This window comes from Mycoplana dimorpha, assembly GCF_003046475.1.
Taxonomy (GTDB): domain Bacteria; phylum Pseudomonadota; class Alphaproteobacteria; order Rhizobiales; family Rhizobiaceae; genus Mycoplana; species Mycoplana dimorpha.
Genome location: NZ_PZZZ01000001.1, coordinates 722457 through 736999, shown reverse-complemented (window position 1 = coordinate 736999; position 14543 = coordinate 722457). Strand labels below are relative to the sequence as shown.

The 14543-nt window shown below is 64.7% G+C and carries 14 protein-coding genes and 1 pseudogene; 13 read left to right on the top strand and 2 right to left on the bottom strand.

What is annotated here, in order from left to right; translation table 11 throughout:
- Positions 1–41 precede the first annotated feature (41 nt).
- Positions 42–242 (bottom strand): annotated as a pseudogene (locus C7449_RS03520) (glycoside hydrolase family 15 protein); the annotation flags it as partial.
- 139 nt (positions 243–381) lie between these two features.
- Entirely contained in the window at positions 382–1581 is a 1200-nt protein-coding gene (locus tag C7449_RS03515) for an ROK family transcriptional regulator (protein WP_108001352.1), read from the bottom strand.
- Between the two features lie 212 nt (positions 1582–1793).
- Here C7449_RS03515 and C7449_RS03510 point away from each other — a divergent pair, with 212 nt between their 5' ends.
- From C7449_RS03510 to C7449_RS03450, 13 genes are all read left to right on the top strand, one after another.
- Complete coding sequence (locus tag C7449_RS03510) at positions 1794–3032, top strand: extracellular solute-binding protein (protein WP_108001351.1); 1239 nt, start codon at positions 1794–1796, stop codon at positions 3030–3032.
- A 171-nt stretch (positions 3033–3203) separates the two neighbouring features.
- Positions 3204–4088, top strand: a complete 885-nt coding sequence (locus C7449_RS03505; RefSeq protein WP_108001438.1) for a carbohydrate ABC transporter permease — start codon at positions 3204–3206, stop codon at positions 4086–4088.
- Positions 4088–4933: a carbohydrate ABC transporter permease gene (locus C7449_RS03500; protein ID WP_108001350.1), complete on the top strand. Its 846-nt coding sequence runs from the start codon at positions 4088–4090 to the stop codon at positions 4931–4933. The genes C7449_RS03505 and C7449_RS03500 overlap by 1 nt, the downstream gene beginning before the upstream one ends.
- Positions 4934–4940: 7 nt before the next feature.
- Complete coding sequence (locus C7449_RS03495) at positions 4941–5963, top strand: SIS domain-containing protein (RefSeq protein WP_108001349.1); 1023 nt, start codon at positions 4941–4943, stop codon at positions 5961–5963.
- Positions 5963–6892, top strand: coding sequence for a PfkB family carbohydrate kinase (locus tag C7449_RS03490; RefSeq protein ID WP_108001348.1), 930 nt, complete (start codon positions 5963–5965; stop codon positions 6890–6892). The genes C7449_RS03495 and C7449_RS03490 overlap by 1 nt, the downstream gene beginning before the upstream one ends.
- Positions 6889–7998, top strand: a complete 1110-nt coding sequence (locus C7449_RS03485) for an ABC transporter ATP-binding protein (RefSeq protein WP_108001347.1) — start codon at positions 6889–6891, stop codon at positions 7996–7998. Before C7449_RS03490 ends, C7449_RS03485 begins: the two co-directional genes overlap by 4 nt.
- A gap of 139 nt (positions 7999–8137) precedes the next feature.
- On the top strand, positions 8138–10126 hold the full coding sequence (locus tag C7449_RS03480) for a PhoX family protein (protein WP_108001346.1): 1989 nt from the start codon (positions 8138–8140) through the stop codon (positions 10124–10126).
- Between the two features lie 395 nt (positions 10127–10521).
- On the top strand, positions 10522–11568 hold the full coding sequence (locus C7449_RS03475) for a glycoside hydrolase family 25 protein (protein WP_108001345.1): 1047 nt from the start codon (positions 10522–10524) through the stop codon (positions 11566–11568).
- Between the two features lie 251 nt (positions 11569–11819).
- Positions 11820–12326, top strand: a complete 507-nt coding sequence (locus tag C7449_RS03470; protein WP_108001437.1) for a hypothetical protein — start codon at positions 11820–11822, stop codon at positions 12324–12326.
- A gap of 165 nt (positions 12327–12491) precedes the next feature.
- On the top strand, positions 12492–13403 hold the full coding sequence (locus C7449_RS03465) for a DnaJ C-terminal domain-containing protein (RefSeq protein WP_108001344.1): 912 nt from the start codon (positions 12492–12494) through the stop codon (positions 13401–13403).
- 1 nt (position 13404) lies between these two features.
- Positions 13405–13722 (top strand): chaperone modulator CbpM, encoded by a 318-nt coding sequence (locus C7449_RS03460; protein ID WP_108001343.1) that lies wholly within the window; start codon positions 13405–13407, stop codon positions 13720–13722.
- Between the two features lie 129 nt (positions 13723–13851).
- The gene (locus C7449_RS03455) at positions 13852–14034 is read left to right on the top strand and encodes a hypothetical protein (RefSeq protein WP_108001342.1); all 183 of its coding nucleotides are present in this window, start codon (positions 13852–13854) and stop codon (positions 14032–14034) included.
- A gap of 130 nt (positions 14035–14164) precedes the next feature.
- The gene (locus C7449_RS03450) at positions 14165–14485 is read left to right on the top strand and encodes a DUF1883 domain-containing protein (RefSeq protein WP_108001341.1); all 321 of its coding nucleotides are present in this window, start codon (positions 14165–14167) and stop codon (positions 14483–14485) included.
- The last annotated feature ends 58 nt before the right edge of the window (positions 14486–14543 follow it).

Genomic DNA, 14543 nt, shown 5'->3' with positions numbered 1-14543 from the left:
GGCACCGGTGCACAATCGCCGCCCATATCGGGCGTGGGCGATCACGTTTTCGAGCGTTCCTTGGCGGGCCCGCGGTGATGAGCCAGGTTGTAGGCGCTGTTGATCAGGGCGAGCGAAAAGGCCTGCGGGAAATTGCCGACCTGTCGTCCGGACCGCGGACCGTATTCCTCGGCGAGAAGCCCGACGTCGTTGCAGAGCGAGAGAAGCCGCTCGAACAGGGTGCGCGCATCGTCCAGCCTTCCGAGCAGCACATCTTCATCTATCCGGTCTTCTACCTGACTCCCATCCACTCCAGCGGCAGCGAAATGCCGGGTAGGATCCGCCGTCGGCCAGAGACCTAGGCTTTACGGCGTGCTCCCCTGTCAGCACTGAGATTGCGGCCTATTTCATGATTGCGCAGAAGCGCGGGTCGAAAGCGCGGCCAATGGGCTCGGCAGCGGCACCGAGCGCAACCGACCAGGGGTCGGTCATCCCAAGGGTGAGCCGCGGGAGGCTTCTTCCAGGCCGGTCGGCAATCGATGGCAGCAAGGGCTCCATCGCAGCGAGCAACCGACGGGCCAGCGCTTCGGGGGCGCCTCCGCAGACGATCACAGTCTGGGGGTCGAAGATCGTCTCAACCAGGTGGACCGCCCAACGCAAGTTGCCAGCGGCCTCCGACACCCATTCACGGAGGCGCGGATTGTCCTCGGCCGCGAGCCGGCCGATTTCGTCATGGACACCCTGCGCGGCCGGATCGATACCAAGGTGAAGGTAGAGGGAGGCGAGAGAAGCCCGATGCTCGAGCGCCGTCCGTTTCGGATCGCCCGCCGAAAGCAGGGCCATGCCGATCTCTCCGGCGTTGCCGCTCGCGCCGCTATAGAGTTCCGAGTTCAGGATCAACCCGGCGCCGATGCCGTAGCCAAGGTAGAGGCACACGACATTGTCCAGCCCGTGGGCCGCGCCGACCATCCGCTCCGCAGTGGCGCAGGCGGCGGCATCGTTCTGCAGGCCGACATTCAACCCGGTGCGCGCGGCCAGCGTTTCGAGCAGCGGAAACTTCTGCCACGCCTCCATCATCCATTGATCGTTGTCAGCCCCTTCCACGTCGAAAGGGCCGGGCATGGCGACGCCGAGCCCGACGAGGCGCTTCTCGGATTCCGCTGCGACCTTCGCCAGTTCACCCCTCACTCCGGCAATCAGTTCAAGCACGACCATTATCCCGTTCGCCGGGCCACCCGCCGGCAGGTCGGCCTCCGCACGCGCCAATTGTGTGCCCATGAGATCGACAGCAACCGCCCGCGTCACGTACCGGTCGATCTGCAGGCCGATCGCAAACGCACCGGTGGGGACAAGAGCGTAGGGTGTGGAAGGCTGACCGCGACCTTTGCGAACCGTTGCTTGCGGCACGACCAGACCATCACGTTCCAGTTCCTCGATGATGTTCGATACCGTCTGTTTTGTCAGGCGTGTGGCGCGGGCAAGATCGGCGCGGGAAAGCGCACCGTTCACCCGCAGCGCATCGATCATCACCCGGCGGTTATGGGCGCTCGTGCCTTCGTGGTTCGTCCCGCTCTTGGCACGGATCATCCGTGGGTCGGTCATCCCGCAATTCCTCTTGACAGGACCCAAAGGCTAGGGAAGATTTATGTTTTAAGTCAAGTAATTTGACTTAATGGGGAGTCAAAAGAGCTCCAGGGAACCAGTGCCGGCTGATCCGGCAGGATTGACTGCAAGTTTCGGCATTCCGCTCGCGGGTGTCGTCGGCGCTTTTACGGCGCAGCCGTTTGTCGTGCTTTGAAAACTCGGAGGTAGAAATGTCGAATTCCATCACCAGAGCCCTCATCGGGGCAGCGCTGTTGAGCGCGTCCTTCGCCCACCACGCTTTTGCCGAAACCACTCTGAATGCGCTGTTCATGGCCCAGGCCGCTTACAGCGAGGCGGACGTGCGCGCCATGACCGACGCCTTCACCAAGGCCAACCCCGACATCAAGGTCAATCTCGAATTCGTCCCCTATGAAGGCCTGCACGACAAGACCGTGCTGGCGCAAGGGTCCGGCGGCGGCTACGACGTGGTGCTGTTCGACGTGATCTGGCCGGCCGAATATGCCAGCAACAACGTGCTCGTCGACATTTCTTCGCGCGTCACCGACGAGATGAAGAAGGGCGTTCTTCCCGGCGCCTGGACGACCGTCCAATATGACGGCAAGTACTACGGCATGCCGTGGATCCTCGATACGAAGTACCTGTTCTACAACAAGGAGATCCTTGAAAAGGCCGGCATCACCGCGCCGCCGAAGACCTGGGACGAGTTGGCCGAGCAGGCAAAGGTCATCAAGGACAAGGGCCTCTTGCAGACCCCGATTGCCTGGAGCTGGGCGCAGGCGGAAGCCGCGATCTGCGACTACACCACCCTCGTCAGCGCCTATGGCGGCGAGTTCCTGAAGGACGGCAAGCCGGCGTTCCAGAGCGATGGCGGTCTGGACGCGCTGAACTACATGGTCACCAGCTACAAGTCCGGCCTCACCAACCCGAACTCCAAGGAATTCCTGGAAGAGGACGTGCGCAAGGTCTTCGAGAACGGCGAAGCTGCCTTCGCGCTGAACTGGACCTACATGTACAACCTTGCCAATAGCGGCAAAGACAGCAAGGTCACCGGCAAGGTTGGCGTCGTCCCCGCCCCGGGCGTTGCCGGCAAGAGCGAAGTCTCGGCCGTCAACGGCTCGATGGGCCTCGGCGTGACCTCGGTGAGCAAGCATCCGGACGAGGCCTGGAAGTACATCGTCCACATGACCTCGCAGGACACGCAGAACCAGTATGCCAAGCTCAGCCTGCCGATCTGGGCCTCCTCCTACGAGGATCCGGCCGTGACGCAGGGCCAGGAAGAGCTGATCGGCGCCGCCAAGCTCGGCCTCGCCGCCATGTATCCGCGCCCGACGACGCCAAAGTACCAGGAACTCTCGACCGCCCTGCAACAGGCGATCCAGGAGGCGCTGCTTGGCCAGGCCTCGCCGGAAGAGGCGTTGCAGTCTGCCGCAGAAAACAGCGGCCTCTGAGCCAAACCAAGGAGAAGCGGGTGGCGCTCGTCGCCGCCCGCTCTCCTTGCACCGCGCCTCATCCAGTAAATGGGCGCGAAATTGATAAGACCGCGCCGGACGTGAATTCTTTTTGGGGCCAGCATGGTCCCGACGGATCACGAACGGCCGCTTGAATGGGAAGGCTGCCCGATGTCCGGCACCTGGATGACGACCCGCGCATGGCTGCTCATGGCGCCCCTGCTCGCGGTCATGATCGCCGTGATTGGCTGGCCGCTGGTGGATACCGTCGCCTTGTCGTTTACGGATGCCAAACTGGTAGGCACAGGCGGCAACTTCGTCGGCCTTGAGAACTACACGAAGATGCTGTCCAGCGGGAACTTCCAGCGGACCCTGGTCACGACGGCATGGTTCGCGATCATTTCCGTTGCGGCCGAGATGGTGCTCGGCGTTCTCGCAGCACTGCTGTTGAACCAGGAATTTCGTGGCCGAACCGTCCTGCGCGCCCTGATGATCCTGCCGTGGGCGCTGCCGACCGTCGTCAACGCCACGCTGTGGCGGCTCATCTACAATCCTGAATACGGCGCTCTCAATGCCGCCTTGACGCAGATCGGCCTATTGGACAGCTATCGCTCCTGGCTCGGCGAGCCCGGCTCGGCCTTGACCGCGCTGATCGTTGCGGACTGTTGGAAGAATTTCCCGCTGGTGGCACTGATCGCGCTCGCCGCCCTGCAGGCGGTGCCGCGTGAGATCACCTCCGCTTCGCTCGTCGACGGTGCCGGCCCGATTTCCCGCTTCCGTTTCGTTATCCTGCCCTACCTCGCCGGTCCCCTGATGGTGGCGTTGGTGCTGCGCACGATCGAGGCCTTCAAGGTCTTCGACATCATCTGGGTGATGACCCGTGGCGGACCGGCGAACAGCACGCGCACGCTGTCGATCCTCGTCTACCAGGAGGCGTTCTCGTTCCAGCGAGCCGGCTCGGGTGCCTCGCTGGCGCTGATCGTGACCCTGCTGGTGACGGTTCTGGCGGTGGCCTATGCGGCACTGGTACGAAAGACCGCAGGGAGTGCCGCCTGATGGAACGAAAGAGCTTGGCCTTCTCGGTCTTTGTCCACCTTGCCGCGCTGCTGTTGGCCGCAGTCATCCTGGCGCCGCTCGTCTGGCTGTTCGTCATGAGCATTTCGCCGGCGGCCGATCTGTCCGCCAAGCCGCTTCGCTGGTGGCCGCAGTCAGCGGATTTCTCCCGCTACCAATTGCTGTTGTCGACCGTGGCGAACAGCGCGGGCGCAGCCTTCACCGCATCCCTGCGCAACAGCCTGGCGGTGGCGAGCATGGCGACAGTCGCCGCCATTGCCCTTGCCATCCCCGCAGGCTGGGCCGTGTCGCGCGCGCCCGCGCTCAACTGGTCGCTGTCGCTGGTGATCGCCACCTACATGCTGCCTCCGGTGGCGCTGGCCGTCCCGCTTTACATGGGGCTCTCCTATCTCGGGCTGCTGAACAACGTCTTCGGGCTGGCGCTCGTCTATCTGACGATCCTTGCCCCCTTCACCACCTGGCTGATGAAGTCCGGCTTCGATACGATCCCGCGCGAGATCGAAGCCGCCGCGATGATCGACGGCGCCAGCCTCTGGCAAACGCTGCGGATCCTGACGCTACCGCTCGCCGCGCCGGTGGTGGCGACCTCGGCATTGTTCGCGTTCCTTCTGGCCTGGGACGAGTTCTTCTACGCGCTGTTGTTCACGTCCGACCAGCGCGCCAAGACCTTGACGGTCGCCATTGCCGATCTCGCCGGCGGCCGTGTTTCCGACTACGGCCTGATCGCAACCGCCGGTGTGCTTGCCGCCCTGCCACCGGTGCTGATCGGGTTCCTCATGCAGCGCGCCCTGATTTCGGGGCTGACCAGCGGCGGCGTCAAGGGATGACCAGGGGATGATCACCACGGTACAAAGAACGCGCCCGGCCGGGCTTGTCGCAATCGATCGCGAAATGGCGCGGCAGCGCGCCGATGCTATCGCCTCCTATGAAAACGCCCGCGACATGGCCATGAAGGTTGCCGCCTCGCTTCGGCGGACCGGCCGGCTGCTGCTGCTCGGCATGGGCGGTTCGCATGCCGTCGGCCGCGCCGTCGAGCCGCTCTATCGCGCGCTCGGCATTGATGCCATCGCCTTGCCGCTCTCCGAGCAGCTCGGCCAGCCGCTGCGCGTCGACGGCAGCACCGTCCTGCTGACATCCCAGTCGGGCGAGAGCGCCGAGGTGCTGCGTTGGTTCGCCGAGACCGGGGGGACGCCGGAAAGCTTCGGGCTGACGCTGGAAGCGAACTCCTTTCTTGGAAGAAGCGCTCCCTGCCTTGTCGGTGTCGGCGGCACGGAGCTCGCCTTTGCCGCCACCCGGAGCCTGACGATCAGCCTCGCCCTGCATCTCGCGATCCTCGCCGCGCTGGGAGACGATCCGACGGACGCTCTTGCCGCTCTGGAGAATGCGCAGGAGCCGGACATTTCCGAGGCTGTTGCAGCCCTGGCCGAAGTTGGCGTCGTCGTCACGTCCGGTCGCCGGCTCCAGGGCGCCGCAGAGGCGCTGGCGCTTGGTCTTACCGAACTGTCCCGCCGCCCCTGCTTTTCGCTCGAAGGTGGCCAGCTGCGCCACGGGCCGATGGAGATGCTGGGGCCGCATGTCGGCGTTGTCCTTTTCCGCGGCAATGATGCGACCGGCGCTCTCGTCACGGCGATGGCCGTTTCCGCGGTTCAGACCGGCGCACCGGTGGTGGTCTTCGATGCATCCGGCGAGGCGGCGGTTCCGGGAACAGTCACGCTGGCCTTCAAGCCCGCAACCGGCCTGGCAGCGACGCTTGCCATGCTGCCCGTCGCGCAGCGCCTGATGATCGCCTTCGCCTGGCAGCGGGTGGAGGATGTCGGCACCCCGGTGCGCACCACCAAGATCACGCGGAGCGAATGATGCGACCGCTTGCTGTCGTCGGCAACGTCAATGTCGACCTGATCCTCGGGCCTGCCGCGCCCTGGCCGAAGGCCGGGACGGAGATTATCGTCGACCATGACGAGCTTCGCGTCGGCGGTGCGGCCGGCAATACCGCGCTCGCCTGGGACGGACTCGGCGTCGATTTCGCAATCGCCGCCAATGTCGGTTCCGACCAGTTCGGCCGCTGGCTGAAGGAAGGGTTCGGAGCGCGCGCGGAAAAGTGGCCGGTGCGGCCCGAGGGGACGACACTGTCGGTCGGAATCACCCATCCCGACGGCGAGCGCACCTTTTTCACCACGCGCGGCCATCTGGCACGCCTCAACCTTGCCGACGTGCTGTCGGTCCTGCAGGGTCCCACTCTCAGCGGCGGATATGCGCTTCTCTGTGGCTCATTCCTCACCGACGACCTGACGGTTGACTATCCCGCCTTCTTCGACTGGGCGGACCGGCACGGCATTGCTGTCGCACTCGACACAGGCTGGCCGCTGGAAGGCTGGACGGAGGCGAACAAGGCAGCCGCACGAGGCTGGCTGTCGCGCTGCCGCATCGCGATCATGAACGAGGTGGAGTCGACGACGCTCGCCGATACGGAAGATCCGGTGGCGGCGGCGAAAGCGATCCAGGCGCTGATGCCGGACGGTGCGACCGTCGTCATCAAGCGCGGTCCGGACGGCGCGATTGCGCTCGCCTCCGATGGCGTGCTCCTGTCGCAGGCGGCACCGGCAGTCACCGTGGTCGACACGATCGGCGCGGGCGACGTCTTCAATGCCGGCTTCCTGGCCGCACTCGCAAGAGACGAGACGCTCGCGGCCTGTCTGAAAGCCGGAACCCATCTCGCCTCGCACGCGATTTCCACCCTCCCGCGCAGCTACGGCGGGTCCATTCACTTCGGGGAGACGATGCCTTGAGCGCGCTGGAAATCGTAAACGTCCGCAAGGCCTACGGCGACGTCGAGACGCTCAAGGGCATCGACATCACGCTGGAAAGCGGCGAGTTCCTCGTGCTGCTCGGCTCGTCCGGCTGCGGCAAGTCGACACTCCTCAACATCATCGCCGGCCTTGCGGAAGCGACCGGCGGAGATGTGCGCATCGGCGGACGTTCGGTGCGCGGCGTGCATCCGAAGGATCGCGACATTGCCATGGTGTTTCAGTCCTATGCGCTCTATCCGAACCTGTCGGTTCACCGCAACATCGGCTTCGGGCTGGAGATGCGCAAGGTGCCGGCGGCCGAGCGTGACCGGGCCGTGCGCGAAGTGGCGACGCTTCTGCAAATCGAAAACCTGCTCGACCGCAAGCCCTCCCAGCTTTCGGGCGGCCAGCGCCAGCGCGTGGCGATCGGCCGGGCGCTCGTTCGCAAGCCGGAGGTCTTCCTGTTCGACGAGCCGCTCTCCAACCTCGATGCGAAGCTGCGGATGGAGATGCGCACCGAGTTGAAGCGCCTGCACCAGATGCTGCAGACGACGATGGTCTACGTCACGCACGACCAGATCGAGGCGATGACCTTGGCGACCCGGATCGCGGTCATGCGCGACGGCCGGATCGAGCAACTCGGAACGCCGGAGGAAATCTACAACCGGCCGGCGACGCTCTATGTGGCAACCTTCGTCGGCGCGCCGCCGATGAACCTCCTGGAGGTCACAGCAGCAGGCGGTTCGCTGATGCTCGGCGACATCGCCCTGCCCTTGCCCGCCGAACGTTACGCCCTTCTCAAGGAAGGCCAACGTCTTGTCCTGGGGATCCGGCCGGAGACACTGCAGCTCGGCGGCATGGCAGGCATCGCCATCAATGCCCGCGCTGAAGTGGTGGAACTCACCGGGCCGGAACTCGTGGTCTCGGCGAATGCGGGCGGGCAGCAGCTCGTCGCCTGCCTGCCCTCGCGCTCACGGGTGGAACCGGGACAGGGGCTGCCGCTTTCATTCGACGCAGACATGATGCACCTGTTCGACGCGGACACGGGACGACGGATCGGCGACCCTTCAGAGAAAACAGACGGGACCGCCACTCCGAGCCACTGACCTGTGGAAACCAGGAAGGCATGACGGGGGACATGACGCGAAGCTCCCCTCCCAGCCTCGTCGCAAAACCGAAACAGGCCGTCTCTATGGCTAGACTGAACTCCAGACCGGGAGTTCGATAGCTCATGGAGACCGCGTCATGACCAAACCTTATTCCCAGAAGAATTTCCCGACGACCCAGCTCGAGGATGCTGATGGCGAGGGCCATAATTCGAGCCTGAACCCGACCATGGGCGAGATCATCGGCAAGCGTTTCTCGCGTCGCGGTTTCCTGCAGGGCTCGCTTGCCGTCTCGGCGATCGCCGCGACCGTCGGCCCGGCAGCGCTCATGAGCGCCGACAAGGCGCGCGCGGCCGGCGGTTCGGCCTTCTCGTTCACCGAGGTCGAGGCCGGCGTCGATGCCACCCACCACGTCGCAGAGGGCTACGACGCCGACATCCTGCTGCGCTGGGGCGATGCGATCTTTGCCGATTCGCCGCAGTTCGATCCGACGAAGCAGACGGCCGCCGCGCAGGAGCGCCAGTTCGGCTACAACAACGACTATGTCGGCTTCATCCCGCTGGGCGGTTCCTCCGAGCACGGCCTGCTTGTCGTCAATCACGAATACACCAACCCGCACCTAATGTTCCCCGGCCTTGTCGAGATCGTCGATGGCAAGATCCAGCAGGGCAAGCTGTCCAAGGACCAGGTCGACGTCGAGATGGCCGCCCATGGCGGAACGATCGTCGAGATCCGCAAGGTCGACGGCAAGTGGCAGGTCGTGCCGGACGGCAAGCATAACCGCCGCATCACCGCCAACACCGAGATGGTGCTTACCGGCCCGGTCGCCGGCCACGACCGCGTCAAGACGGCGGCCGACGTCAGCGGGACCAAGGTGATCGGCACGCTGAACAACTGTGCTGGCGGGGTGACCCCGTGGGGCACCTATATCATGGCGGAAGAGAACTTCCACGGCTACTTCTCGGGCGAACTGCCGGCCGGCCACGCCGAAGCCGCCAACTACAAGCGCTACGGTGTTCCGGACAACGGTTACGATTGGGCGGACTACTACGACCGCTTCGACCTCTCCAAGGAGCCGAACGAGCCGAACCGCTTCGGCTGGATCATCGAGGTCGACGTCATGGACCCGACGTCGACGCCGAAGAAGCGCACCGCGCTCGGCCGCAACAAGCATGAGGGCGCCGAATCGATCGTCGCTGCCAACGGCAAGGTGGTGTTCTATCTCGGCGACGACGAGCGCTTCGACTATGTCTACAAGTTCGTCACCGACGGCACCTTCAATCCGGACGACCGCGCCGCCAACATGGACCTGCTCGACGCCGGTACGCTGTACGTGGCCAGGTTCGACGAGGAAGGCACCATGCAGTGGCTGCCGCTCGTCCACGGCGAGGGGCCGCTGACGGCCGAGAACGGCTTTGCGAGCCAGGCCGACGTGCTGATCGAGACGCGCCGTGCCGGCGACCTGCTCGGCGCCACCAAGATGGACCGCCCCGAGGACGTCCAGCCGAACGGCGTCAATGGCAAGGTCTATGTGATGCTGACCAACAACAGCAAGCGCAAGGCCGACCAGGTCGACGCCGCCAACCCGCGCGCCGCAAACGCCTTCGGCCACATCATCGAGATTGCCGAGGATGGCGGCGACTTCTCCGCCACCAGCGGCAAATGGGAAGTGCTGCTGAAATGCGGCGATCCCTCGATCGCCGAGGTCGGCGCGACGTTCTCGACGGAAACAACGAAGAACGGCTGGTTCGGCATGCCGGACAACTGTGCAATCGACGCCGCCGGCCGGCTCTGGGTCTCGACCGACGGCAACTCCAACAAGGCGACCGGCCGCACCGACGGGCTCTGGGCGGTGGACACTGAAGGCGATGCCGGCGCCACCTCGAAACTGTTCTTCCGCGTGCCGGTGGGCGCCGAAATGTGCGGGCCGCTCTTCACGCCGGACGACGAGACGGCCTTCGTCGCCGTCCAACACCCGGGCGACGGCGGCGAGGACTGGGATGGCCACGGGCGCCCGTCCTACTACGAGGACCTCTCCACCCGCTGGCCGGACTTCAAGGACGACATGCCGGTACGCCCCGCAGTGGTCGCCATCACCAAGATCGGCGGCGGCAAGATCGCCGTCTGATCCTGCCCAATCCCGGCGGCTGCGCGGAAGCGGGGCCGCCGGCGATGCAGCCGTTGACCTGCCCTCTCCGCTCGGCCGGGGATAGTGAATGCAGCCGCTTCGGCCTAGTGCCCTTATTCCCGGCCGCGTGAAGAATGTGCCGGCGGGGCGGATTGGTCTAGGCCTTCTTGCGCGCGCCCCAATGCCCCTAATCGCCTCACCTTCGCTCGGCATCTTGCCCGCTCGGCGATACGCCCGCAGGCACCCGCCGTGGATCAATCCTGCCGCAACACGAAAGCCGCCGCGAGAAAAGAATTGGATTCAGTCTTTCTTGGTAATTTCCCGTTAGCCTTGCCCTTCAGGTGGTTTAGACGGCGCGAAATCGCGGCCGTTGGTGTCTTGCGTAACGGGTACTCATGCGTCTCTCGGCTGCTCCAGCAATCTTCGCCCTTGGCCTGGCCCTTGCCGGCTGCACGTCGAGTTCGGGACCCGAGGTCCTCCAGGCCGGGCTGACCTCCCGCGAGACAACGCAATCGATCGCTCGGCCGGCCGCGCCCGTTCCGGCTGCGCCGGTTCCGGCCGCGAGCGTCGCTGCGGCCGACGAGGCCGACACGGCACCGCATGAGCTCGCCTGGGCCGGCCCGATTCCCGACCAGCAAGCGTTCGAGGCCGTGACGCGCACCACCGGAATGGCGATCCCCTCGCAACGCCCGTTGCAGACGCTCGTCCCTGAGGCGCCAGCCACCCAGGCCGCGCCCGGCAAGCGCTCGCGGATCTACGGCCAGCGTTTCCGCGATGCCAAGCCGATCAATTTCGGCAAGGTCACGCCGCGTCACCATGCCGTGCACGGCGTCGACGTCTCGCGGTGGCAAGGCGAGATCGACTGGGCGACGCTGCGGACGCAGGGCGCTAACTTCGCCTATATCAAGGCGACCGACGGCGGCGATCACCTCGACCCGATGTTCCGGCAGAACTGGAAGCGGGCCAAGGAGGCCGGGCTGAAGCGCGGCGCCTACCATTTCTTCTACTGGTGCCGCACCGCCGGCGAACAGGCCGACTGGTTCATCCGCAACGTTCCAAACGACCCGGATGCGCTGCCGCCGGTAATCGACGTCGAGTACAACGCCGAATCGAGCTGCAAGCGCCGCCTGTCGCGCGCGACGGTGCTGGAGAAGATGCAGGTCTTCATGGACAAGCTGGAACGGCACTACGGCAAACGCCCGATCATCTATACAGCGCCGGATTTCTATGCCGATAACCTGACGGGCGAATTCCTCAACTATCCGTTCTGGCTGCGGTCGGTCGCAGCCCACCCGTCCCAGCGCTATCCGGGACGCAAATGGGTGTTCTGGCAGTATTCGGGATCCGGTCTGTCGCAAGGCGTCGAAGGCAAGATCGACCTCAACGTGTTCCACGGCAGTGAAAAGCAATGGTACGACTGGCTCGTTGGTCAGTCGAGCTAAGCTGCAGCGCAAAAATTTCCAGATTGCATGCCCCACCTCAGGCTGGAGAGCTTCCCGCTCTCCGGCTCGCTGCATAACGCCCGCCCTGGTCCGACGTCCTAGCCTGAGGGGCAGCAGATCGCCGCGCGCAGCGATGCCAGCGCGATGGAGAAGCATCGCCACATATGCGAACCCACCCGCCAGATTTTCAGGGATCGGGAACAAGATGCTATCCTCGCGCTTTCTCCATGATCTGGCGGGCGGGGGATCCCATGCGTTCTTTCAAAATTCTGCCGGTCCTCATATCGCTTCTTTGGTCAGGCGGTCCGGCGGCGGCCGACGAAGGCCCCTTCCTGCAGTCGCTCGCCGGGACGTGGAGCGGCAAGGGAACCGTCATCATGAAGATCGGCAGGCAGCCGATCAACGTAAGCTGCAGCCTCAGTTCCACCGCGCAGGCCGCCTCGGTGGTCATGAAGGGCACCTGCCGCGGACTGCTCGTCGTCACCCGCAGGATTTCCGCCGAATTAAACGCCGGTAGCGCAGGCTACAGCGGCATCTACATCGGCCCGAGCGGCGGCCAGTCGGCGCTGTCGGGAACGCGCCGCGGCAACGCGATCGACTTGTCGGTCCGCTGGGGCAAGGACGTCAACGGCGACCGCACCGCCCGAATGATAATCCAGCTGGTCGGCGCCGACGGGCTTAGGCTGCGTACGATCGACAAGGACCTGTCGACCGGAAAGGAAGTTGCGACCTGCGACATCGTCCTGCAGCGCAACTGAGATGGTCGCTGCAGTGCGGCGATGCTCACAATGGTCGGGTGGCTCCCGGTCGCGCGCCCCGCTCGACAGTTGAGATCGATGGAAAGACGTGCAACGCTTCCGTTGGCGCTTCCTCACCGGAGCGCCGGCCACGTTTCGAAGCGTCATGGTTCGAGGGAAAGCTGAATGAGCCGCAGCCCCTATGAGGTCCTTGGAGTCGGCAAGGATGCCACCCAGAAGGACATCCAGAGTGCCTACCGCAAGCTTGCCAAGAAATTGCATCCCGACCTGAACCCCGGCGACAAGGATGCCGAGGACAGGTTCAAGGCGATCTCTGCGGCCTATGCCGTGCTGGGTGACGAAGACAAGCGCGGCAAGTACGATCGCGGCGAGATCGACGAGACCGGCGCGGAGACGCCGCCAAGGCACTTTTATCGCGAGTATGCCGCGTCTGGCGATACGGCGGGACGATACGAAAGCGAGCACAGCTTTCATGATTTCGGTCTTGGCGACGACATCTTTTCCGGCTTCTTTTCCCGGCGCGGCCAGGGTCAGCGCCAGGCGAAGGGCCGTGACGCCTATTTTTCGATGGAGCTCGACTTCCTGGAGGCGGCCAACGGTGTGACCAAACAGATCCACCTGCCCGACGGACCGGCGATCGATCTGACGGTCCCGCCCGGTACGCGCGACGGCCAGACGCTGCGGCTGCGCGGCAAGGGCGAGCCCGGCCTGAACGGAGCTCCCCCCGGCGATGCCCGGATCGAAATCCGGGTCCGGCCGCATCCCTTTTACAAACAGGATGGCGATGACGTCCGCTACGAAGTCCCGATCTCGCTTTCGGAGGCGGTACTTGGAGGCAAGATCCGCGTGCCGACGCTCGACGGCGCCGTCAACGTTACCATTCCGGCGAACTCCAGCACCGGCAAGACGCTGCGGCTCAAGGGCAAGGGGCTGCGCAAACCAGGCGGCGGGCATGGCGATGCCTATGTGTCGCTTCAGATCGTCCTGCCGGAACCGCCCGACCCCGAGCTAAAGGCCTTCGTGGAGGGCTGGACGGCCGGCAAGGCACAGGCAGCACGGCGGCACATGGGAGGCTGAGATGAGGGACACCGAATTCTGCCGCACGCTCGAGATCGAAGGCACGCTGCTCGAACTTTGGGTCGAGCACCGCTGGTTGGTGCCCGACGAGCAAGCCGGCATCCGCACGTTCCACGAGGCCGACCTCGCACGTGGCCGGCTGATCCTGGACCTCGTCGGGCCGATGGGCGTGAACGAGCACGGCGTGGACGTCGCCATGCAGCTCCTCGACCAGGTCCACAGCCTTCGCGGTAAACTCGGTGCATTGATGGAGGCGATCCGCACCCAGGACCAGGAGGTGCAGCGGCGCATCCTCGACCGAGCCCTGGATCGGCGCTGAAGCGCCCGATGTGCCGCTTCTTAAACCGGGCAGCGGTTTCGTCACAGGGCATGCATGGCTACACTGACTTCGAGCCAACCCGCGTAAGGCCGTTCTAACCCGATCGGCTTCAAAGTCCGGGAGATCGTCATGAGCAAAGCAAAGCAGCCGCCCAGGAAGCCGCAGTCCGGCAAGCCGCAGCCCGGCAAATCGCCGGACGATGAGAAGGCAAAGCAGAAGGCCGAGGACGAATACCTCAACGAGGCGCTCAAGGGGACCTTTCCGGCCAGCGATCCGATTGCCCCGCCGCAGTTCGACGACAGCACCAACTGAGCGTCGGGGTCATTGCGGCAGACAGTCGCAGACGAGCTGAAGAAGTGACGGGAAATCTGCGCATCTCGCCAACCGATCCTTAACGGCTGGGCAGCATATTGGCGCCGAGCAACGAGACGACGGACCCAAGATGGCGCAGATCAGCTTCCCCTATACCCACTACGACCTGAAGGACATCCGCGCCGGTGTCACCATCGAGATCACGCTTTCGGCGATCGCCAACGTGCGCCTGATGACCAATGCCGACTTCGACCTGTTCAGGAACGGGCGCCAGCACAAGTTTCTCGGCGGCGTGGCGAAGAAATCACCGATCCGGCTGACGATCCCGAAGGATGCCCACTGGCATGTCGTCGTCGATATGGAAGGCCATCCCGGCAAGGCGGAATCGTCGATCCGGGTCGTGCCGAAACCCAAAACGCCCACCGGCCCGCGCTTCGCCAACGCGACTTGATCGCGCATTTGAAAGCCAAGATTCCCGAGACTTCCGGGGAGCATGATCGACTAAAACC